21 protein-coding genes, 6 tRNA genes and 1 pseudogene are annotated in these 20,549 nt (G+C 24.2%); 22 read left to right on the forward strand and 6 right to left on the reverse strand.

The window, feature by feature from the left end; all coding sequences use genetic code 11:
* The first annotated feature begins 165 nt into the window (after nt 1-165).
* Complete coding sequence (locus tag JIC14_RS00005) at nt 166-1,545, forward strand: TldD/PmbA family protein (protein WP_201329767.1); 1,380 nt, start codon at nt 166-168, stop codon at nt 1,543-1,545.
* Between the two features lie 728 nt (nt 1,546-2,273).
* Here the strand turns inward: JIC14_RS00005 and JIC14_RS00010 are convergent.
* The 3 genes from JIC14_RS00010 to JIC14_RS00020 all read right to left on the reverse strand — a co-directional run bounded on the left by JIC14_RS00010 (nt 2,274) and on the right by JIC14_RS00020 (nt 3,775).
* A tRNA-Arg gene (locus tag JIC14_RS00010) sits at nt 2,274-2,347 on the reverse strand.
* A 152-nt stretch (nt 2,348-2,499) separates the two neighbouring features.
* Nucleotides 2,500-2,572 (reverse strand) — tRNA-Asn (locus tag JIC14_RS00015).
* A gap of 1,056 nt (nt 2,573-3,628) precedes the next feature.
* Entirely contained in the window at nt 3,629-3,775 is a 147-nt protein-coding gene (locus tag JIC14_RS00020; RefSeq protein ID WP_201329768.1) for a hypothetical protein, read from the reverse strand.
* 189 nt (nt 3,776-3,964) lie between these two features.
* On the opposite strand from JIC14_RS00020, the gene JIC14_RS00025 reads away from it, so the two are divergent.
* The 10 genes and pseudogenes from JIC14_RS00025 (at nt 3,965) to JIC14_RS00070 (ending at nt 11,002) form a co-directional block, all read left to right on the forward strand.
* Complete coding sequence (locus tag JIC14_RS00025; protein WP_201329769.1) at nt 3,965-5,224, forward strand: IscS subfamily cysteine desulfurase; 1,260 nt, start codon at nt 3,965-3,967, stop codon at nt 5,222-5,224.
* A gap of 86 nt (nt 5,225-5,310) precedes the next feature.
* A complete protein-coding gene (iscU, locus tag JIC14_RS00030) occupies nt 5,311-5,694 on the forward strand; it encodes a Fe-S cluster assembly scaffold IscU (protein ID WP_201329770.1) in 384 nt (127 codons plus the stop codon).
* A gap of 29 nt (nt 5,695-5,723) precedes the next feature.
* Complete coding sequence (locus JIC14_RS00035; protein ID WP_201329771.1) at nt 5,724-6,047, forward strand: HesB/IscA family protein; 324 nt, start codon at nt 5,724-5,726, stop codon at nt 6,045-6,047.
* Between the two features lie 34 nt (nt 6,048-6,081).
* Nucleotides 6,082-6,597, forward strand: coding sequence for a Fe-S protein assembly co-chaperone HscB (hscB, locus tag JIC14_RS00040; RefSeq protein WP_201329772.1), 516 nt, complete (start codon nt 6,082-6,084; stop codon nt 6,595-6,597).
* A 21-nt stretch (nt 6,598-6,618) separates the two neighbouring features.
* Nucleotides 6,619-8,169: pseudogene (gene hscA / locus JIC14_RS00045) on the forward strand (Fe-S protein assembly chaperone HscA); the annotation flags it as partial.
* Between the two features lie 146 nt (nt 8,170-8,315).
* Nucleotides 8,316-8,645 (forward strand): ISC system 2Fe-2S type ferredoxin, encoded by a 330-nt coding sequence (fdx, locus tag JIC14_RS00050; RefSeq protein WP_201329774.1) that lies wholly within the window; start codon nt 8,316-8,318, stop codon nt 8,643-8,645.
* 56 nt (nt 8,646-8,701) lie between these two features.
* Entirely contained in the window at nt 8,702-9,427 is a 726-nt protein-coding gene (locus JIC14_RS00055; RefSeq protein WP_201329775.1) for a YebC/PmpR family DNA-binding transcriptional regulator, read from the forward strand.
* A 182-nt stretch (nt 9,428-9,609) separates the two neighbouring features.
* Nucleotides 9,610-10,368 carry a mechanosensitive ion channel family protein gene (locus JIC14_RS00060; RefSeq protein WP_201329776.1) on the forward strand — a complete coding sequence of 253 codons (759 nt, stop codon included), beginning with the start codon at nt 9,610-9,612 and terminating at the stop codon, nt 10,366-10,368.
* Nucleotides 10,369-10,418: 50 nt separating this feature from the next.
* On the forward strand, nt 10,419-10,757 hold the full coding sequence (gene rsfS, locus JIC14_RS00065; protein WP_201329777.1) for a ribosome silencing factor: 339 nt from the start codon (nt 10,419-10,421) through the stop codon (nt 10,755-10,757).
* Nucleotides 10,758-10,774: 17 nt separating this feature from the next.
* On the forward strand, nt 10,775-11,002 hold the full coding sequence (locus JIC14_RS00070) for a sulfurtransferase TusA family protein (RefSeq protein WP_201329778.1): 228 nt from the start codon (nt 10,775-10,777) through the stop codon (nt 11,000-11,002).
* Nucleotides 11,003-11,004: 2 nt separating this feature from the next.
* On the opposite strand, the gene lysS is transcribed toward JIC14_RS00070, so the two are convergent.
* The 3 genes from lysS to JIC14_RS00085 form a co-directional block, all read right to left on the reverse strand.
* Nucleotides 11,005-12,519, reverse strand: a complete 1,515-nt coding sequence (gene lysS, locus JIC14_RS00075; protein WP_201329779.1) for a lysine--tRNA ligase — start codon at nt 12,517-12,519, stop codon at nt 11,005-11,007.
* A 20-nt stretch (nt 12,520-12,539) separates the two neighbouring features.
* A protein-coding gene (gene prfB / locus JIC14_RS00080; RefSeq protein WP_236584498.1) for a peptide chain release factor 2 occupies nt 12,540-13,671 on the reverse strand; the annotation gives its coding sequence in 2 pieces (ribosomal slippage) (nt 12,540-13,589 and nt 13,591-13,671; 1,131 coding nt in all).
* A gap of 47 nt (nt 13,672-13,718) precedes the next feature.
* On the reverse strand, nt 13,719-14,831 hold the full coding sequence (locus JIC14_RS00085) for a hypothetical protein (RefSeq protein ID WP_201329780.1): 1,113 nt from the start codon (nt 14,829-14,831) through the stop codon (nt 13,719-13,721).
* Between the two features lie 296 nt (nt 14,832-15,127).
* Between JIC14_RS00085 and JIC14_RS00090 the strand changes: the two genes are divergently transcribed.
* The 11 genes from JIC14_RS00090 (at nt 15,128) to rplL (ending at nt 20,450) form a co-directional block, all read left to right on the forward strand.
* Nucleotides 15,128-15,210: transfer RNA gene (locus JIC14_RS00090), tRNA-Tyr, on the forward strand.
* Nucleotides 15,211-15,264: 54 nt separating this feature from the next.
* Nucleotides 15,265-15,338 (forward strand) — tRNA-Gly (locus tag JIC14_RS00095).
* Nucleotides 15,339-15,365: 27 nt separating this feature from the next.
* A tRNA-Thr gene (locus tag JIC14_RS00100) sits at nt 15,366-15,437 on the forward strand.
* 110 nt (nt 15,438-15,547) lie between these two features.
* Nucleotides 15,548-16,738: an elongation factor Tu gene (gene tuf, locus JIC14_RS00105; protein WP_201329781.1), complete on the forward strand. Its 1,191-nt coding sequence runs from the start codon at nt 15,548-15,550 to the stop codon at nt 16,736-16,738.
* 82 nt (nt 16,739-16,820) lie between these two features.
* Nucleotides 16,821-16,896 (forward strand) — tRNA-Trp (locus JIC14_RS00110).
* A gap of 123 nt (nt 16,897-17,019) precedes the next feature.
* Nucleotides 17,020-17,295 (forward strand): preprotein translocase subunit SecE, encoded by a 276-nt coding sequence (secE, locus tag JIC14_RS02090; RefSeq protein ID WP_425305471.1) that lies wholly within the window; start codon nt 17,020-17,022, stop codon nt 17,293-17,295.
* A gap of 10 nt (nt 17,296-17,305) precedes the next feature.
* Nucleotides 17,306-17,959, forward strand: a complete 654-nt coding sequence (nusG, locus tag JIC14_RS00120; protein ID WP_201329783.1) for a transcription termination/antitermination protein NusG — start codon at nt 17,306-17,308, stop codon at nt 17,957-17,959.
* 71 nt (nt 17,960-18,030) lie between these two features.
* On the forward strand, nt 18,031-18,480 hold the full coding sequence (rplK, locus tag JIC14_RS00125) for a 50S ribosomal protein L11 (protein ID WP_201329784.1): 450 nt from the start codon (nt 18,031-18,033) through the stop codon (nt 18,478-18,480).
* A complete protein-coding gene (gene rplA, locus JIC14_RS00130) occupies nt 18,464-19,186 on the forward strand; it encodes a 50S ribosomal protein L1 (RefSeq protein ID WP_201329785.1) in 723 nt (240 codons plus the stop codon). The genes rplK and rplA overlap by 17 nt, the downstream gene beginning before the upstream one ends.
* 298 nt (nt 19,187-19,484) lie before the next feature.
* Nucleotides 19,485-19,967: a 50S ribosomal protein L10 gene (gene rplJ / locus JIC14_RS00135; RefSeq protein ID WP_236584499.1), complete on the forward strand. Its 483-nt coding sequence runs from the start codon at nt 19,485-19,487 to the stop codon at nt 19,965-19,967.
* 105 nt (nt 19,968-20,072) lie between these two features.
* On the forward strand, nt 20,073-20,450 hold the full coding sequence (rplL, locus tag JIC14_RS00140) for a 50S ribosomal protein L7/L12 (RefSeq protein WP_201329786.1): 378 nt from the start codon (nt 20,073-20,075) through the stop codon (nt 20,448-20,450).
* Nucleotides 20,451-20,549: the final 99 nt, after the last annotated feature.

A 20,549-nucleotide genomic window follows, 5' to 3' on the forward strand; every position in this document is an offset into this window, starting at 1 on the left:
TATAAAAAATAATTTTATATCGACGTGTAAGTGAATATAATGAACTATAAACTGATTATTAAAATTATAAAATTTAAATATTATTTTAAAAAAAATATTAATTATAATCTTATAAGACGGTATTTTTTTAATAAATTATTTTTAATAAATTAAATCATAAAACATATGAACCCATTTATCAATAATAAATTAACATTTATTTATTCTAAAAGTGAATTTCAGCAATTAGCTCAAGACATGCTAAGTTATGCAAAAAAAATAGGAGCATCAAATTCATCAATTGAATTTAATGAAGGAGACGGTTTTTCTGTATTTGTTCGAAAAGGTGAAATAGAAATTATTGAGCAAAATAAAAAAAAAAATATGAATGTAATTATTTATATACAAAATGGAAAAAAGATATTTTATGGAAATGCTAGTACATCAGATTTTTGTAAAAAATCCTTATATAATACAATTAATTCCGCATATAATATAGCTCGTTTTACGGCTTCAGATAATTTTGCGGGATTACCTGATGAAGATACATTAGAAATGAATCCTCTTGATTTAAAATTATACACTCCATGGTTTTTATCAATAGAGGAGGCGAAATTAATTGCTTATCGTTGTGAAAATGAAGCATTTAATTTTGATTCTCTTATTGTTAATCACGAAAATACAAGCGTCACTACACAACAATCACATTTTTTATTAGCTAATAGTTATGGATTTATGCATGGTTATCCATTTTCTAGGCATATTATTTCTATATCTCCAATAGCTGTAAAAGGAAAAGAAATGCAACGTGATTATTGGTATTCCTCAAATTCTGATCCTAGAAAATTAGATCAACCAGAAATAATTGGTTTTTATGCTGCTAAACGTGCAATTTCACGTCTTAAAGCTAAAAAACTTAGCACACGAAAATGTCCGATATTATTTGAAGCGCCCTTAGCGATTAAATTATTAAATATTTTTGCGCAGGCAATATCCGGCAATTCTCTTTATCGTAAATCTACTTTTTTAGATAATTCATTAGGAAAAAAAATATTTAACTCACATATTCAGATTATAGAAGATCCTCATATTTTAGGTGCATTTGGTTCTTCACCATTTGATAATGAAGGGGTGAAAACTCAAAAACGTTTAGTGGTTAAAAATGGTATAATTCAAGGATATTTTTTGTCAACTTATTCTGCCAAAAAACTTGGAATGAAAACTACTGGAAATTCTGGAGGAGCACATCATTTAATTATGATTTCTAATAAAACTAAATCCTCAGATAATTTGAAAGAAATGTTAAAAAAAATGAATACAGGACTTTTGGTTACAGAATTAATAGGTGATGGTATAAATTATATTACTGGAGATTATTCAAAAGGAGCATTTGGTTATTGGATTGAAAATGGAGAAATTCAATATTCTGTAGAAGAAATTACAATTGCCAGTAAAATACAAGATATGTTTAAACAAATTATTGCGATTGGTAGTGATGTTTTAACAAGAAACTCTAATACTAGTGGATCAATTTTAATTGAAAATATGATTGTTGCCGGCAATTAACGGTAAAATAAAAATAAATAAAAATTTAATTTTATTCATATCATAAAAATATTTTATAAATAACCAAGAAAATATATAAAATATAATTAATATATATTATTTCGTTTTATGAGAAATAATTTTTTATAAAAAAAACGATTTACCAAAATTATTTATTATTAGTTTTTGGGATATTGGTATGTGCTTATTGAATTTATTAAATAAACATTTTAATAATTTTATGTGTTTCAGAAATATATTCTAAGTCTAGGTTTCTATTAAAGAACTTAAAAAAATAAAATAGGAGCATTAGTAACCTTAGAGGATGTATTTATTAATCATATTCATATTAATATTTAGTAAGATTGATTATATTTTTCGGTAAATAAATGATTACCATTAGGTGGTGTATAATATCATAGATAATAGTAATTTGAAAATGGCTGATTATTTTGATATGATATCTAATTTATTTAAATTACCTAAGTTCCGATATTTTTTTATTTTTAATTAAAAAATTAAAAAAATATATCATCATCTTTATTGTTATTTATTTCAGAATAAAAGCATATATAATAAAGAATTAAAAAAAACTAAAATTTACATTTTACTATTCAAGTATTAATGATTTTTTTACCAAGAACAATACCAAGAACAAGAGTATTTTAAAATTAAAATAAATTGTATTAATTTTATTTGAGTATAAAAAGGAAGACTAGTTGAGATTCCATTAAAAATTTTTATAGTTGCCTGCCTTACTGGAGTTGAACCAGTAACCTATGCCTTAGAAGGGCATTGCTCTATCCGGTTAAGCTAAAGGCAGGAAATAATAATTTATAAATATTTTTTGAAGAATATACGATTGAATAATTTATAAAAAATAAAATAATTTATTTATGATTGATAAAATAATTTTTTTATATTTTTACATAGTTTAAAAAATTTTATAAATTAAAATTATTTGTATTTTTTATACTCCCCGACCTGGGCTCGAACCAGGGACCTGCGGATTAACAGTCCGTCGCTCTACCAACTGAGCTATCAGGGATAATAAAAAATAACTGAGATTTTAAATTCTCACTAAAAATTATAATTTTGTCAAGATAATATATTTTTCAAAAATATTACTATTATAGTATTACTATATATTTACCTGAATAAAATTTACCTAAATAAAAATTTTTTGTACTAATTTTATAAAAAATAAATAAAAGTTCTTAATAAAAATTAAAATAAAAATTTTTTAAAATTAAGTAATATTTATAAAATTTCAGAAATTGTATTTATACAATATTAATATTTTTAGTATTTAAAGTTGCAATATAAATTTGATTAATTATTATTGGTATAAAATAGAAAATTTAGATTATAAATACTTTATTTTTAATTTCGTAAAATTTAAATAGAAAAATATACTTTTTTTATTTATAAATTCAAAATCATAAATAGGTACTTTAGTTTTTAATTTTTCAACAAATAATTTTCGTATTTTATAAGGTGCATTTTTACATAATTTTCAATTCTTTTTTCCATAATATACTTAATTCTGAAGAATTTAATATTGTTTCTATTATTTTTGCGCCATGTAATTAGTTGGGTTTTAAATAATTTATTCTTAATACGTTTTATTTACGAAAGAATACAGAAATCCTTTTTTCTATTTTTAGTAACAATACTTTAGTAACAATACTTAATGAACTAACTTTTCCCCCGTATAATTAAAATGATTTTGAAAATGAATTTACAATAAATAAATTTTAGATTTAATAAAATAATTAATAATTTTACTATTTTACTCAAAGTTATTACTAAAACCTTTATAAGCTAAAAAATCAGATGATTCAAAATAATAAATGATGATTTTTTCAGATAAGGTTATTAATAATATTAATATATATTTATACATTAAAATATATATTTATACATTAAAAATAAGAATTTTTTTTAAAAAATCAGCATCAATTTTTAAAGAACCAGTACTTTTAATGAATCATAGTAATTATTTTTTTCTTCTGAAATTTTTAAAAAAATATTATTGAATATTATTTTTTTACTATTTAATTATAAGTTGAAATACCGTTAAAGTGGAATAATATTATTATCATTATAATAAAACCTCTACTCTAAGATTAATTTTTAATAGATTTTTATCTGTATTAAATTTTTTTATAATAAAAAAAATTGGATCATGAGAAGTTTTTTTAATCGAAGAAAATAATGTTGATATCGAAAAAGAGATTATTTTATTCATCTAAAATTTGATATTAAAAATCAAACAATATCTGTTTTGATTTTATTTAATTTATATTAAAATTCAATTTTTGATATATATTAAGATTTAATAGTTTTAAAATTTTTATAAAAACTGTAAAATATTAAAAAATATTATATTATATATAAAGGTTTTAAAATTTCGCTATTTCATAAAAACTATATATACATGAATTCTGAAATTAAAAAAAATTATTTATTGAACGAATTTAAAATAAAAAATTTTCCAATATATATGGATTATTCAGCTACCACACCAATTGATCCCCGTGTTGTTGATAAAATGATTCCATATCTTCGTATTCAATTTGGTAATTCTGCCTCACGTAATCATATATATGGTTGGACCGCAGAAAAAGCAATAGAAGAAGCCCGTAATGAAGTTTCTCAATTAATTTATGCTGATCCAAGAGAAATTATATGGACTTCTGGTGCTACAGAAAGTAATAATTTAGCAATTAAAGGTGCTGCTTATTTTTATAAAAAACGAGGGAAACATATTATTACAGTACAAACTGAACATAAGTCTGTGCTTGATTCTACTAGAAAACTTGAGCATGAGGGTTTTAGAGTTACGTATTTGAAACCCAAAAATAATGGATTAATTACTCTTTCTCAATTAGAGAAGAAGATTTGCTCTGACACTATTTTAGTTTCTGTTATGTTAGTAAATAATGAAATTGGAGTTATACAACCAATTTTAGAAATTGGTGAATTATGTCGATCAAAAGGTATTATTTTTCATTGTGATGCAGCGCAAGCTACTGGAAAAATTGATATTAATCTCCAGAATTGTAAAGTTGATCTAATGAGTTTTTCTGCACATAAAACATATGGACCTAAAGGCATTGGAGCTTTATATATACGAAGAAATCCTCGAATTCGTATAGAGGCTCAAATTCATGGAGGTGGTCATGAGCATGGTTTACGTTCTGGAACATTAGCTACTCATCAAATTGTAGGAATGGGCGAAGCATTTCGTTTGGCTCGTATAGAAATGATAGAAGAATTAAAGCGTATATTCTTTTTGCAAAAACGTTTATATAATGGATTAATGAAATCTATTGAAGAAATTTATATTAATGGTGATATGAATAATCGCATTCCTCATAATTTAAATATTAGTTTTAATTTTATAGAAGGTGAATCACTTTTGATGGCAATAAAAGATATTGCTGTATCATCTGGATCAGCATGTACTTCAGCAAGTTTAGAGCCATCTTATGTGTTACGAGCATTAGGATGTAATGATGAATTAGCTCATAGTTCAGTAAGATTTACAATTGGCCGTTTTACTACTGAAAAAGAAATTGACTTCACTATTAAATTATTAAAAATTAAAGTTAAAAAATTACGAGAATTATCTCCTTTATGGGATATGTATAAAGAAGGAATCGATCTTCATAAAATTAAATGGGCTATTCATTAATTTAATTAAGATATGAATTTTAATTAAAATTTTTAGTTGAATTTCTTTAAAAGTAAATAATTTTTATTTTTTATAAAGGAATTTTTATGTCTTATTCAAAAAAAGTATTAGATCATTATGAAAATCCACGTAATGTTGGTGTATTTGAAAAAAATGATAATACAGTTGGCACTGGAATGGTTGGTGCTCCAGCTTGTGGTGATGTAATGAAATTACAAATTAAAGTAAATAAAAATGGGATAATTACTGATGCTAAATTTAAAACTTATGGATGTGGTTCAGCTATAGCCTCTTCATCTTTAGTAACAGAATGGGTTAAAGGTAAAACATTAGATGAAGCAATGTCAATAAAAAATACTGATATTGCGGAAGAATTAGTACTTCCTCCATTAAAAATACATTGTTCTATTTTAGCTGAAGATGCAATTAAATTAGCGATAGAGTCTTATAAAAATAAACAAAAAATATAAAAAATTAAATAATTTAATTTTTATAAAAAATGGAAATCAAAGTTACTAAAAAAGCAGTAAAATATATTAATAAATATATACAAAAAAGAGGAAAGGGTATTGGTTTACGATTAGGTGTTTATAATAGCGGTTGCTCTGGGCTCTCTTATAAATTAGAATATGTAGATGAACCAAAAAAAGAAGATAAAATATTTAAATTAAATGGTATAAAAATATTTATTAATAAAAAAGATTTTTTATATCTTAATGGTATAGAATTAGATTTTGAATTTGATGGATTAAATAAAGGATTTAAATTTAAAAATCCAAATATTAAAAATAAATGTGGTTGTGGGAAAAGTTTTCAAATTTAAAAAATATTCTTATTAATTAATAAATCATTAAAATATGAAAAATTATTTCAATTTTTTTAATTTACCTAAATGTTTTAATATTGATATGGATTTACTTGATGAAACCTATTATAATTTTCAAAAAAAAATACATCCAGATAATTTTATTCAAAAATCGAAAATTGATCAAGAGACTTCAATTAAATTATCTACATATTTAAATAAAGCATATTCGACATTAAGAGATCCATTTCTTCGATCTATTTATTTGTGTAAATTAAATGGAATTGATTTAAATACTCAATTAAATCCTAATTTTCCAAATGATTTTTTAGAACAACAAATAAAATGGCGGGAAACTCTTAATATAATAAAAAATAAAAAAGATAAGGTTGAGTTAAAAATTTTATCAAAAAAAATACGTAAAATAAGTAAAAAAGAAATGAGGATTATAGAAAATTTTATTGATAAAAATAAGTATAATTTTGCAATATTAAATATACATAAATTAATGTTTTTAAAAAAATTTAATATTGAAATTAATAATGCATTTATTTTAATTGAATCTTAACTCAATAATACAATAAAATTTATGGCATTACTTAAAATCTCAGAACCTGATGATATATTGGTTAAAAATAAATGCGTTTCAATTGGAATTGATTTTGGTACCACTAATTCACTAGTGGCAATAGTTCGAAATAATATTCCAGAAGTATTAAAAGATAAGTATGGTTATTTCCTTATCCCATCAATTGTCCGTTATCTTCCTGGGGGAAAAATATATGTTGGAAAAAAAGCAAAAACAACACAAAATATTGACCCTAAAAATACTATTTCTTCTATTAAACGTTTTATAGCACGTAATTTAAAGGATATTGATGTAAATAATTTTCCTTATGATTTTCAAAATAAATTTGGAATGTTACATATTAAAACAATTTCTGGAATAAAAAGTCCAATTGAAATATCAGCTCAGATTTTTATTGCTCTAAAAAAGATAGTTGAAAATGCTATTAATAATAAAATATTTGGAGCGGTTATTACTGTACCTGCTTATTTTAATGATATTCAAAGACAATTTACTAAAAATGCCGCAAAATTAGCAGGATTAAATGTATTACGTTTATTAAATGAACCAACTTCTGCGGCTATAGCTTATAAATTAGACAAAAATATTTCTGAGGGTATTTTTGCTGTATATGATCTTGGGGGTGGGACGTTTGATATTTCAATTTTAAAATTTAAGAATGGTGTATTTAAAGTTTTATCTGTTGGAGGTGACTCAAATCTTGGAGGAGATGATTTTGATTATTGTTTATTTTCTTGGATTGTAAAAAACGCTTTTTTAAAAAAATTATCGTACAAAGATATTAATACTTTAATGATCAAAGCGCGTGAAATTAAAGAATTATTGTCATATCAATATAGTGTTAAAATAAATGTTAAATTAAGTAGTAAAAAAATAGTTAATATAACTATTGATATGAAAAAATTTTTTATGATAACACAGCATTTGGTTAATAAAACTATTTTACTTTCTAGTAAAGCATTAAGAGACGCTAATTTAACCATTAAAGATATTAATAACGTTATATTAGTTGGTGGTTCTACTCGTATGAAACATATTTATAAAGAAGTTAATAATTTTTTTAAAACTACTTTATTAACGAGCATAGATCCAGATAAAGCTGTAGTATTGGGTGCGGCGATGCAAGCTAATTTTTTAGTTGGCAATCGTAATATTGATAATAATTTTCTTTTACTTGATGTAATTCCATTATCTTTAGGTATTGAAACTATTGGTGGTTTAGTAGAAAAAATTATTTTTCGTAATACCACTATCCCGTGTTCTTATTCTGGGGAATTTACAACATTTAAAGATAATCAAACCGCAATAGCTATCAAAGTAGTTCAAGGTGAAGATGAATTAGTTAAAAATTGTCAGGTATTAGCGAATTTTGAGTTGCGTGATATTCCTCCAATGCCCGCTGGTAGAGCTCGTATAAAAGTAACTTATCAAGTTGATGCAGATGGTTTATTATCAATTTTTGCATATGAAAAAATATCTGGGAAAAAAAAAATTATTACTATTAAACCATTTTATAATATGAATCTAGATGAAATAAAAAATAATTTAAAAAAATAAAAAAAGAATTAAAAAATAGAATTTTATAGTAACATAATTTATGATAACATAAATAATATGAGTAATATAAGTAACAAAATTAAATTTAATATAATAAATTTTTAAAAAATAAATTTGTTTTCATTTTACAAATTATAAATATGTCACAAATTATTGTTTTACCTCATCCCATTCTTTGTAAAGATGGTGCTATTTTTAATGAAAATTCTGGTATTTCTTTATGTGATGCATTATTAAAAAATTCAATTTTTATTGAGCATGCATGTGAAAAATCTTGCGCATGTGCTACTTGTCACATAATTATTAGAGAGGGCTTTACGAAAATAAATCCAGCTAATGAAGTAGAAGAAGATATGCTAACTAAAGCATGGGGGTTAGAAGAAAATTCCAGATTATCTTGTCAAGTAATATTAGGATCATCAGATTTAACTATTGAAATTCCAAGATATACAATAAATCAAGTTAAATAGAATTATTTTTAAAAAATATAGATTTATAATTTTACAAAATATATAAAATTTTTATTATGGCTGGACATAGTAAATGGGCTAACATAAAAAGAAAAAAATTAATAGTTGATGCCAAACGAAGTAAAATATGGACTCGCATCATGAGAGAATTAAGAGTTGCTATTAATTTTGGTAATAATCCTGATACCAATATAAAATTACGTTTAGCTATTGAAAAAGCTTTAAACGCTAATATACCTAAAAATAACATTTTGCGCGCTATGCAAAAAAATAATAGCAATACCACAAATAAAAATTATACAGAAGTTCGATATGAAGGTTACGGTATTAATGGGTCTGCTATAATAATTGATTGTATTACTAATAATCGCATGCGTACAGTATCCGAAATACGTAATATTTTTAATAAAAATGGCGGAAATTTAAGTAAAGAAGGATCGGTATCATTTATGTTTAAACACTGTGGTCAATTATTATTTTCACCTAATGAAAAAAAATTTGCTTTATTGGATTTAGCTCTAGAAAAAGGCGCTGAAGATGTTTTAATAGATAAGGATGATAAAATTATAATAATTACACCGCCCTCAAAATTTATAGAAATAAAAAATTCATTAGAAATACTTGGATTTAAATCGGAATTTTCTGGGATTTTAATGAAACCACATACAAATATTGTATTTAAAGATGATGAAGCTATTAAATTTAAAAAATTTTTAAATGAATTAAAAAAGTTACATGATGTTAAAAAAATTTATACTAATGCAGTAACTCTTGATTTATAAATTTATTAAAATAATTTAAATCGAATAAAAAATTTTTTATAAATAATTTAATTATTTGTGTGAAGTTAACTTATACTACATTAAAAAATAAATAAATAACAATATTTTAAAATATATTAAGGAATTTAGTGTTTAACGAAGATTACATCAAGTTATTATATGTATATGTATTTCCGTTGATATTGAAAACTATTATCTCTATTGCAATAATAGTTATTGGCGGTAAATTTATTAATGGTCTTACTATTTTAATTAAACGTACTTTAAATTTACGTTATTTAAATGAAACTTTAACTAATTATTCTATTTCTACTATTCATGTTGTATTACGAATTTTATTGGTAATGATGGTATTAGAAATTTTTAATATTCCTATAGCATCTTTTGCGACATTAATTGGGGCAGCTGGGGTAGCAGTAAGTGTAGTATGGTCTGGACTTTTATCTAATTTTGCTTCTGGTATGTTTTTAGTAATTTTACGTCCCTTTAAAATTGGAGATTATATAAATGCCTCAGGGTATGCTGGTGTTGTAAGAGATATAGGCTTGTTTATGACTATTTTAACTACCGATAATAATTTACAAGTATATGTTGGAAATAATAAATTATTTACTGATGTAATTGTTAACTATAATGTAAATAATTATCGTAGAATTGATCAGAATTATCAAATAACTAATTCTATTGATCCGAGAGAAGCAATTAATATTTTAACTAAACGCATATTATGTATTGAAAATATATTAAGTATACCCAAACCAAGTGTTTCAATTGTAAAATTTACTGAATTTGGTGTGTTATTAGGAATACGTTTATTTGCTTTAACATCAAATTTTTATCAAGTGAAAAATGATGCTAATATTATTATTGCAACCACTGCCCGTGATTTTAATTGGTTACCTCCTGCGGCTGTTTATAAAAAGTATTTTTATACCACATAATTTTATTTTGATTTCATTGAATTTTAATTAAATTTAAACTTTATAATTAAATGAATATTAATGAAAGACAAATAATAATTATTAAGACGTTAAAAGATATTAAGGCGCAAGATATAAAAGTATATGATACATCTAATTTAACTAATTTATTTGATAGAATTACTATTGCTTCCGGAAATTCTAAACGACAAATTAAAGCATTAGCTGTATCAATATGTAAGAATATTAAAAATATAAATTTTAATATTCTAAATATAGAAGGTAAAAAATCTAGTGAATGGTTATTATTAGATTTAGGGGATATAATTGTTCATATTATGAAGCCGGATATTAGAAATATTTATAATTTAGAGGAAATTTGGGGTGAAAAAGAAATTAAATTCAACTAAATATAAAATATTAAATTATGAAATTTCATAAAGATCTTGATGTGCGAGGTTCGTATTGTCCTATACCTATTTTAAAAACTAAAAAAATTTTATCAAAAATGTCTCATGGAGAAATTTTACGTATTATAGCAACAGATATTAATTTTTTCGAAGATATTCATATTTTTTCTATACAAACTGGAAATATTTTATTAAAAAAAATAAAAAAAAATAATGAATTTATTTTTTTTATAAAACGTAAATAAATTTAATTTTCTTTTCGAAGATGAGGAAAAAAAATGACATCACGAATATTTGTTGAATTAGTTAATAGCATAATTAAGCGATCAACACCAATTCCACAACCAGAAGCTGGTGGCATACCATATTCTAGTGCATGAATATAATCTATATCATAATAAGAAGATAATTCTCCATTCATTTCATTTTTTAAATCAATTTGATTTTTAAAACGCACAGCCTGTTCCTCGGGATCATTTAATTCAGAAAAACCATTAGCGATTTCATTTCCAATAATAAATAATTCAAAACGTTCTGTTATATTATTATTTGCGATATTTGATTTTCTAGCTAATGGTGAAATTTCAGTAGGATAATTAGTAATATAAGTTGGATTCCAAAGTTTTGTTTCAGTAGTTTCTTCGAATAACATTAGTTGTAATATATCTTTTTTTAAGTTAGTTAATATTTTTCTTTTATTAAATTTTGGATTAATTTTTTTTAATTCAGATTTTAGAAATAATTTATTTTGTAAATCTATTTCACTGTATTGAGGTGTATATTTTTTTATAGCTTCAATAATAGTTAATTTTTCAAATGATTTATTAAAATCAAGTAAATGACCTTGGTAATTTATTTTAGTGGTACCCATACAATCTATTAGTATTTTCTTGATCATTTTTTCTATAAATTTCATTAACCAAATATAATCTGTGTAAGCAGTATAAAATTCTATCATAGTAAATTCAGGATTATGTCGAGGTGAAATTCCCTCATTACGAAAATTTTTATTAATTTCAAAAATCTTATTAAAACCTCCAATTATAAGACGCTTCAAATATAATTCTGGAGCAATTCTTAAAAACATTTTCATATTAAGAGAATTGTGATGAGTAATAAATGGTTTAGCTATAGCCCCTCCAGGTTTATTATGTAATATTGGTGTCTCAACTTCCATAAAATCATTTTTTTCCATAAAACGTCTAATAGAAGAAATTATTTGCGTTCTTTTCTTAAAAACTTTACGTGTATTCTCATTTATAATTAAGTCAATATAACGATGACGATATTTAATTTCTCGATTAGATAATTTTTGAAATTTATTAGGAAGCGGTCGCAATGATTTAGTAATTAATTTTAATGATGATACTTTTATAGATAATTCTCCGGTATTGGTTTTAAATAAAGTTCCTTTTGCCCCCAAAATATCTCCTATGTCATAATGTTTGAAATCAGTATATAAATTTTTACCAATAATTTCGCTAGAAATATATAATTGAATTCGACCATTAGAATCTGGACCGGATGCATCTTGTAATATAATAAATGAAATTTTCCCCATAATTCTTTTAAGCATCATTCGTCCAGCAACTATGGTAAAAATTGATTTTTGTTTTAATATAAAATTTTCGATATTATCATAATGTATATGTAAATCATTAGCATTATGTAATGGATAAAAATCATTAGGAAATGCGAAACCTTTTTTTCGTAATAAATCTAATTTACTACGGCGCTCAGAAATGATAGTATTTTCATCCATAAGTAATTATAAATTATCAGTTATTTTGGTTTAATGTTATTTTGGTTTAATAAACGTTGTTTTAATGAAGCAATAATAAAATTATCTAAATCTCCATCTAAAATAGCTTTTATATTTTTAGTTTCTAAATTAGTTCGTAAATCTTTAATTCTCGATTGATCTAATATATACGAACGAATCTGATATCCCCAACCAATATCTGTTTTTGAGTCTTCTAATTTTTTTTTTTTTTTTATTTGATATTGCAATTCTAGCTTATATAATTTAGCCTTAAGCATATCCCAGGCTTCAGATTTATTTCGATGTTGACTACGATCATTTTGACATTGAACAACAATACCAGTTGGAATATGCGTAATACGAACCGCTGAATCAGTTTTATTAATATGCTGTCCCCCTGCTCCTGATGCACGATAAGTATCTATTCGCAAATCAGAGGGATCAATATTAATCTTAATTAAATTATTTATTTCTGGGTATACAAATAAACTGGAAAATGAAGTATGACGATTATTAGAAGAATCAAAAGGTGATTTACGAACTAATCTATGTATACCTGATTCTGATTTAAGAAAACCATAAGCATATTTACCCTTTATTTTTAAAGTTGCGGTTTTAATACCCGCTATTTCACCATTTGATTTTTCAAGAATTTCTACTATAAAACCTTTTCTTTCGCAATAACGCAAATATTGACGTAGCAACATAAACGCCCAATCTTGTGCTTCAACTCCACCGGCGCCAGATTGAATATTAATAAAACAATTATTAAAATCTAATGGATCGTTAAAAAATTGATGAAATTCTATTTCTTTTATTTTATCGTTTAATTTATTAATATTATCTTCGATTTCTTTTAACATACTTTCTTCTTTTTCTATATATATAATTTCAAATAAATCACGATTATAAGATATTTTATTTTCAATTTTAATTAAGTTAAAAATAATATATTCTAAAATTTTTTTTTCTTTACTAAGTTTTTTTATATATTCTTGATTTTTCCAAATATTAGGAGATTCAAGTTGATTATTAATATTATTAAGTTTTTTAAATTTTATATCGAAGTCAAAGATATTTCCGTAGTTCAATAATCTTATTACTTATATTATTTAATTTTATTTTGAGATTATTTGAGTATTCTGATTTCATTTTTTAAAAGTAAAATTTTATAAATTATTAATTATAAACATAAATCTTTATGATAAATTTTTTAAATTTGGTTTAATCCAAAATTTTCGTAGCATATTACGATTACAACTAAATTGAGTAATTTTATTCCGTTTAGTTAAAATTAATTTAAGTGATTTTAAAGATCCATTATTGAGTGCCCGAAGTAATTTAGTAAACCAATTTTTTTCTAATTTTTGAATACATTTTATCCAATAACTCCATTCGTTTAAAAAACTAGGTTCAATTAATGTATCAAGTATTATTAAGGCACGTGATCCAGGTCGTTGTATTATTTTTTCTGGTATATTTATGTTATATTTTTTATTATTACATAAACATTTATTAAATAATTTCATCCATCCATAAAGATTAAAACAGGAATCATAAAAAGGAATATTAGAAAAGTTCTTAATAATATTAAAGGATTTTTTAAAATCAGATCCTCCCCATAACCATAATGAATTAATTTTTTTTAATCCAATAATTTCCCTTTCTATATTAACTTTATGATTAAACCAGCTCATTTGTATTTCATTTTGCAATCTTCGCCAATCTTTATCTCCTTTTCCTTTAGGTATCCAATTTTTAATATCCTGTTCACTGGCAGCATATGGTGTTGCTGTAATTAATTTTTTCCAATTATCTGCTCTTATAAACCAATTATTGGCATCTCCAAATACAACAGAATATCCATTTTTTAAAAATATAGGTTCAGCTATATTAAATAAAATAAATGATGATTGATGTGTTAAAGATAATTTCCGTATATTTGTTAATATTAAACAATTAGATCCAACATGAATATGCACTGGATTTATTAAAAACCAATAACCTTGAAGAATGGGAATTCCTAGCATATGCATAACCATATGAGCAATAGATAAATTATTATAATAACTAAAATTTAATTGAGAAAAAATTTTTGAATTTAAAGAATTATTAGAAGTAATCAATCCTAAAATTTGTGCTATCCAATTTTCATGAGCAAGCGCCCTAGAAAACGGATTAATTAATTGTGTTTTTATTAAACTCTTTGTAAGTAAAATTGATAAAGAAGGTATTTTACATTTATAAATTAAATTATTTACTATCTCAAGTGGTAATAACCCAAATGGCATTAAAATATCTAAATGTTTCATATAAAAATTTTTTAAATTACAGATTAATATAAATTATCAATATTTATTTATTAAATTTATATTAATTCTTATTAATACTTTTATTTAAAAATTAATTTAACTTATTTTTTAAATATGCGTGATTAAATTTATAAAAAACCACATTAATTATTATTAATATACATAAATTATTATGTTTATACAATAAAAATTTGAATAATATTTTTTTGATATTAACATAACTTAATGATATAATTTTGATATTCTTTTAAAACTTTTTTATAAAATTATTATTTAACTCTATTTAATTTACCTAGGGAGAGGTGGCCGAGTGGTTAATGGCAGCAGACTGTAAATCTGCCCTCTTATGAGTTCGTTGGTTCAAATCCAGCCCTCTCCAAAAAATAAAAAAAATAAGTTAAATTAATTAATTTTCCTAAATATATTTGCATTTGCGGGTGTAGCTTAATGGTAGAGCTAAAGCCTTCCAAGCTTAAGACGAGGGTTCGATTCCCTTCACCCGCTCCATTTTTTCTTATTATTAAATAAATTATTGCCCTTGTGGCTCAGTGGTAGAGCACTCCCTTGGTAAGGGAGAGGTCACGTGTTCAATTCACGTCAAGGGCATTTATAAATGTAAATTTTAATTTTATTTTTTATAAAAATTCTAGATGAAAAACATATTTAAAGTAAGATACTTTTTCTGTATATTCTCGTAAAACTGTTAGGAGTATAAAATGGTAAAAAGTAAATTTGAACGAACTAAACCTCATATAAATGTTGGTACAATAGGTCACGTTGATCATGGAAAAACCACATTAACGGCCGCAATTGCAACGATATTATCAAAAAAATTTGGTGGTGAAGCAAAATCTTATGATCAAATAGATGCAGCACCGGAAGAAAAGGCACGGGGTATTACAATTAATACAGCGCATATAGAATATGAAACAAAAGTTCGACATTACGCTCATGTTGATTGTCCCGGACATGCTGATTATGTAAAAAATATGATTACAGGAGCAGCGCAAATGGATGGGGCTATTTTAGTTTGTTCTGCTGCTGACGGACCAATGCCTCAGACACGTGAACATATTTTATTAGCTCGTCAAGTAGGGGTGCCATATATTATTGTTTTTTTAAATAAAGCAGATATGGTGGATGATGAAGAATTATTAGAATTAGTTGAAATAGAAATTAGAGAATTATTAAATAAATATGAGTTTCCTGGAAATGATGTTCCAATAATTAAAGGTTCAGCAAAATTAGCATTGGAAGGTGATACAGGACCGTTAGGCGAGCAATCAATTTTATCTTTATCTAAAGCTTTAGACACTTATATCCCCACTCCTAATCGTGCAATAGATGGTGCTTTTTTATTGCCAGTTGAAGATGTTTTTTCTATATCCGGTCGAGGTACAGTGGTAACTGGTCGAGTTGAACGGGGTATTATAAGAGTTGGAGAGGAATTAGAAATCATTGGTATTAAGGATACCGTAAAAACAACATGTACTGGTGTGGAAATGTTTCGTAAATTATTAGATCAAGGACAAGCTGGTGATAATATTGGATTATTATTACGTGGAACAAAACGTGAAGATGTAGAAAGAGGACAAGTTTTAGCTAAACCCGGATCAATTAAACCGCATAAATATTTTACTGGTGAAATTTATGTTTTATCAAAAGATGAGGGAGGTCGTCATACCCCATTTTTTAATAATTACCGTCCTCAGTTTTATTTTCGAACTACCGATGTAACTGGTTCAATTGAATTGCCAAAAAATAAAGAAATGGTAATGCCAGGAGACAATGTGTTAATTACAGTTCGATTAATTAATCCAATTGCCATGGAAGAAGGTTTACGTTTCGCTATTCGCGAAGGCGGCAGAACTGTTGGCGCGGGAATTGTTGTTAAGATTATTGAATAACATATATTATTGAATAACATATTAAAATTGTATGTTAATTTTTTGAAAATAAGATATTTATATTGAAATTTTTATTCTATAAAGGGGTATAGCTCAGTTGGTAGAGCATTGGTCTCCAAAACCAAAGGTTGGCGGTTCGATGCCGTCTACCCCTGCCATATTTAGCATATTAAGGCATTAAAATGTCCAATTATTTTATAAAAATTTTTAGTATTTTTAGTGATAAAATTAAATATTTATTAATTTTTTTTTTAGCAATAACTAGTACTTCAGTTTTTTGTATGTTGTATAAAAAATTTATTTTTTTTTCTATATTAATATTAATTATTAGTTTTTTATTAGAATTTATATTGATCTATACTATAGAAAGGAAAATAATTTTTATAAAATTTATAAAAGAATCATTATGCGAAGTTAAAAAAATTGTTTGGCCAAAACCTAAAGAAACGATACAAATAACGATTACTGTATTTTCTTTTGTTTTATTTATGACATTTTTTTTGCGTAGCGTTGATAAATTTCTTGAATTTTTTTTATACAACTTAATTCTAAGATAAAAAAAATAATATGAATGCTGTAATTCAACAGTTTATACAAGATAATTTATTAACTAAAAAAATAGTTAATAGTAATAATGAAATAAATATAAAAAATAGTAATAAAGAAAATATAGAAAAATACATAAATAATAAAAAACGTTGGTATGTTATTCATTCTTATTCCGGGATGGAGAAAAATGTTCAACGCACATTAATAGAGCGTATTAATAAATTAGGTATGCAAAAAAAATTTGGTAGAATTTTAGTTCCTACCGAAGAAATAGTTGATGTTAAGAAAACTCAAAAATCAGTAATTAAGCAACGTTTTTTTCCAGGTTATGTTTTAATTGAAATGGAAATGACGGATGAAAGTTGGCATTTAGTAAAAAATACTAAAAAAGTTACTGGTTTTATTGGAGGAAAATCGAATCATCCAACTCCAATTTCTTCAAAAGAAATTGAAGAAATTTTAAAACAAATAAAACAAGGCGTAGAAAAACCTCGACCAAAAATCCTTTATCAATTAGATGAATTAGTTCGCATTAAAGATGGTCCATTTACGGATTTTAGTGGAAATATAGAAGAAGTTAATTATGAAAAATCTCGCGTGCGAGTATCAGTTACTATATTTGGTCGCGCTACCCCAGTTGAACTTGAATTTAGTCAGGTTGAAAAAATATAAATTTTAAATATTTTATGTAATTTTCTTTATAAATATAATTATAATATAATAATTAACAATAAAAATTAATTATGGCAAAAAAAATTACTGGTTTTATTAAATTACAAATTCCCGCTGGAAAGGCTAATCCATCTCCACCTATTGGTCCAGCATTAGGTCAACGTGGTTTAAATATTATGGAATTTTGTAAAAATTTTAATGCACAAACAAAAGGAATAGAATTAGGAACCCCAATTCCTGTTATAATCACAGTATTTTCTGATAAATCTTTTATTTTTGAAAAAAAAGTAACACCAGTAACTTTTTTAATTAAAAAAGCCGCTGGAATTAAAAAAGGCTCAGCAAAGCCTCATTCAGATAAAGTAGGTAAATTAACATATTTACAAATAAAAGAAATTGCAATCACTAAAAATATAGATCTTACAGCTGCCTCTATTTCAGCCGCTATGCGCACTATTGTTGGTTCAGCGCGCTCTATGGGAATTATAGTAGAAGAGGATTTTAATGAAAAAATTATCTAAACGTACTAAACGTACTAATAAACATAAATTAAAACATAAATTAAAGTTTGATAAAAATAAAATATATTCTTTTGATAACGCTATTACTTTAATTAAAGAAGCAGCGATCGCAAAATTTGATGAATCAATTGATGTTTCAATTCATTTAAATGTTGATATAAAAAGATCTGATCAAATAGTTCGTGGTTCAATTGTGTTACCATTTAGTACCGGTAAACGTATTTATATTGCCGCGTTTGTTCCTGAAGAAAAATTTGAACAAGCTAAAATGGCTGGAGCTGATATTGTTGGAATGGAAGACTTGGCTCAAAAAATTAAATCCAATGAAGTGTCCTGTAATGTAGTAATTGCTTCCCCTGAAAGTATGCATGTAGTTAGTTCTTTGGGTCAAATTCTTGGACCAAAAGGTTTAATGCCAAATATAAAAGATGGTACATTGAGTTCTGATATTTTAACTGCAATTAAAAACGCAAAATTAGGACAAATTCGATATCGTATGGATAAATCTGGAATTATTCATGCTGCAATTGGTCGAAAATCGTTTTGTAATGAAAATATAAAATCTAATATTTTAGCATTGATTAATATTTTAAATGAAAATAAATCTTCAACCAATAAAAATATATATATTCGAAAAATATATTTATCCTCTACAATGGGTATTGGTGTGCGAGTTGATTTTAATGAGAATAAAATTATTAATTAATTAAAATAATCAATATAACGATATAAATAATAATTATATAAATAAATAAATTTAATAAAAATTAATATATTAAAATTAATTAATATAATTTATTTTAAAATTAATGGTATAATGAAAATTAAAATTTTTTTTTTAAATTCAATTCTAACAAAATAAACGCATAATACATTTAATTAAAAAAATAATTTATTTATTATTATTTTTTTAAAGTGTAAAATAATTATATTTTTAAATAAAACTTAATGAATTATAAAATTAATTTTATTGTTGAATTTTAGCATTATTCTGGAGGTTAATTTTGAGTCCTGATTTGAATGATAAAAAATCTATTATTAAAGAAGTTTCTGATCAAGTAGCCAATTCACAAATAATTATTTTATCTGAATATTCTGGCATTAAAGTGAATCAATTAACAAAATTACGCGAAAAAGCACGAAAAAAAAATTTATATTTACGTGTTTTAAAAAACACTCTTGCTCGTCGTATTTTTAAAAATACTATTTTTTCTAATTTATCTTCTGAGCTATATGGTCAATTAATTTATTTAATATCTAATGATATTATTAAATCAGCTAAAGTTATTAATGATTTTTCTAAAAATAACGAAAAACTTACTATTAGAATCGGGAATTTTTCTGGAAATTTGCTTGATAAAAAAACTATAATTAAATTGGCGAATATTCCAACTAAAAAAGTTTTATTAACTCAATTATTAAAAATAATATTTTTTCCTATTTCTAGTTTTATATATGGATTATCTATTGTTTCTAAAAAAAAATAAATTTTTTAAATATGTATTAAAATAATAATATTAAATTATATTTAATTGTATATAATAATTAACTTCCATAAAACATAATTTTAAAAATATTTAGGGAGTTTTTCGATGACAATTAGTAAAGATGAGATTTTAAAAGCTATTAGTAACTTAACAGTATTAGAATTAAATGATCTAGTCAAAGCATTTGAAAAAAAATTTGGAGTATCAGCTACCGCAATAACCTCTAATAATTCTAGTGCAGCGTCTTCCGTCGATATTCCAGTAAAAGAACAAACAGAATTTACGGTTACGTTAAATAGTTTTGGAACAAATAAAGTTAGCGTAATTAAAATTGTACGTGAAATTACTGGATTAGGTTTAAAAGAGGCTAAAAATTTAGTTGATTCTGCCCCTAAAGAAATTAAAGAAGGAATTACTAAGGAAGCCGCTGAAGCAATTAAGAAAAAATTAGAAGAGGTTGGAGCAAAAATAGAAATTAAATAATTTTGAAAAATTATTTAATTAATTTATTTATTTTTTATACAGTAATTTAACTTTTTATTTTTCTTAAATAATTATTTTAAAAACATATTTATTAATCTA

This window comes from Candidatus Profftella armatura (Diaphorina cf. continua) (assembly GCF_016593155.1).
GTDB classification, from domain to species: domain Bacteria; phylum Pseudomonadota; class Gammaproteobacteria; order Burkholderiales; family Burkholderiaceae; genus Profftella; species Profftella armatura_A.

Coding starts and splice junctions, on each gene's coding strand:
- JIC14_RS00005 (WP_201329767.1), top strand. CDS start 166: ATGAACCCATTTATCAATAATAAATTAACATTTATTTATTCTAAAAGT.
- JIC14_RS00020 (WP_201329768.1), bottom strand. CDS start 3,775: ATGAATAAAATAATCTCTTTTTCGATATCAACATTATTTTCTTCGATT.
- JIC14_RS00025 (WP_201329769.1), top strand. CDS start 3,965: ATGAATTCTGAAATTAAAAAAAATTATTTATTGAACGAATTTAAAATA.
- iscU (WP_201329770.1), top strand. CDS start 5,311: ATGTCTTATTCAAAAAAAGTATTAGATCATTATGAAAATCCACGTAAT.
- JIC14_RS00035 (WP_201329771.1), top strand. CDS start 5,724: ATGGAAATCAAAGTTACTAAAAAAGCAGTAAAATATATTAATAAATAT.
- hscB (WP_201329772.1), top strand. CDS start 6,082: ATGAAAAATTATTTCAATTTTTTTAATTTACCTAAATGTTTTAATATT.
- fdx (WP_201329774.1), top strand. CDS start 8,316: ATGTCACAAATTATTGTTTTACCTCATCCCATTCTTTGTAAAGATGGT.
- JIC14_RS00055 (WP_201329775.1), top strand. CDS start 8,702: ATGGCTGGACATAGTAAATGGGCTAACATAAAAAGAAAAAAATTAATA.
- rsfS (WP_201329777.1), top strand. CDS start 10,419: ATGAATATTAATGAAAGACAAATAATAATTATTAAGACGTTAAAAGAT.
- JIC14_RS00070 (WP_201329778.1), top strand. CDS start 10,775: ATGAAATTTCATAAAGATCTTGATGTGCGAGGTTCGTATTGTCCTATA.
- lysS (WP_201329779.1), bottom strand. CDS start 12,519: ATGGATGAAAATACTATCATTTCTGAGCGCCGTAGTAAATTAGATTTA.
- JIC14_RS00085 (WP_201329780.1), bottom strand. CDS start 14,831: ATGAAACATTTAGATATTTTAATGCCATTTGGGTTATTACCACTTGAG.
- tuf (WP_201329781.1), top strand. CDS start 15,548: ATGGTAAAAAGTAAATTTGAACGAACTAAACCTCATATAAATGTTGGT.
- secE (WP_425305471.1), top strand. CDS start 17,020: ATGTTGTATAAAAAATTTATTTTTTTTTCTATATTAATATTAATTATT.
- nusG (WP_201329783.1), top strand. CDS start 17,306: ATGAATGCTGTAATTCAACAGTTTATACAAGATAATTTATTAACTAAA.
- rplK (WP_201329784.1), top strand. CDS start 18,031: ATGGCAAAAAAAATTACTGGTTTTATTAAATTACAAATTCCCGCTGGA.
- rplA (WP_201329785.1), top strand. CDS start 18,464: ATGAAAAAATTATCTAAACGTACTAAACGTACTAATAAACATAAATTA.
- rplL (WP_201329786.1), top strand. CDS start 20,073: ATGACAATTAGTAAAGATGAGATTTTAAAAGCTATTAGTAACTTAACA.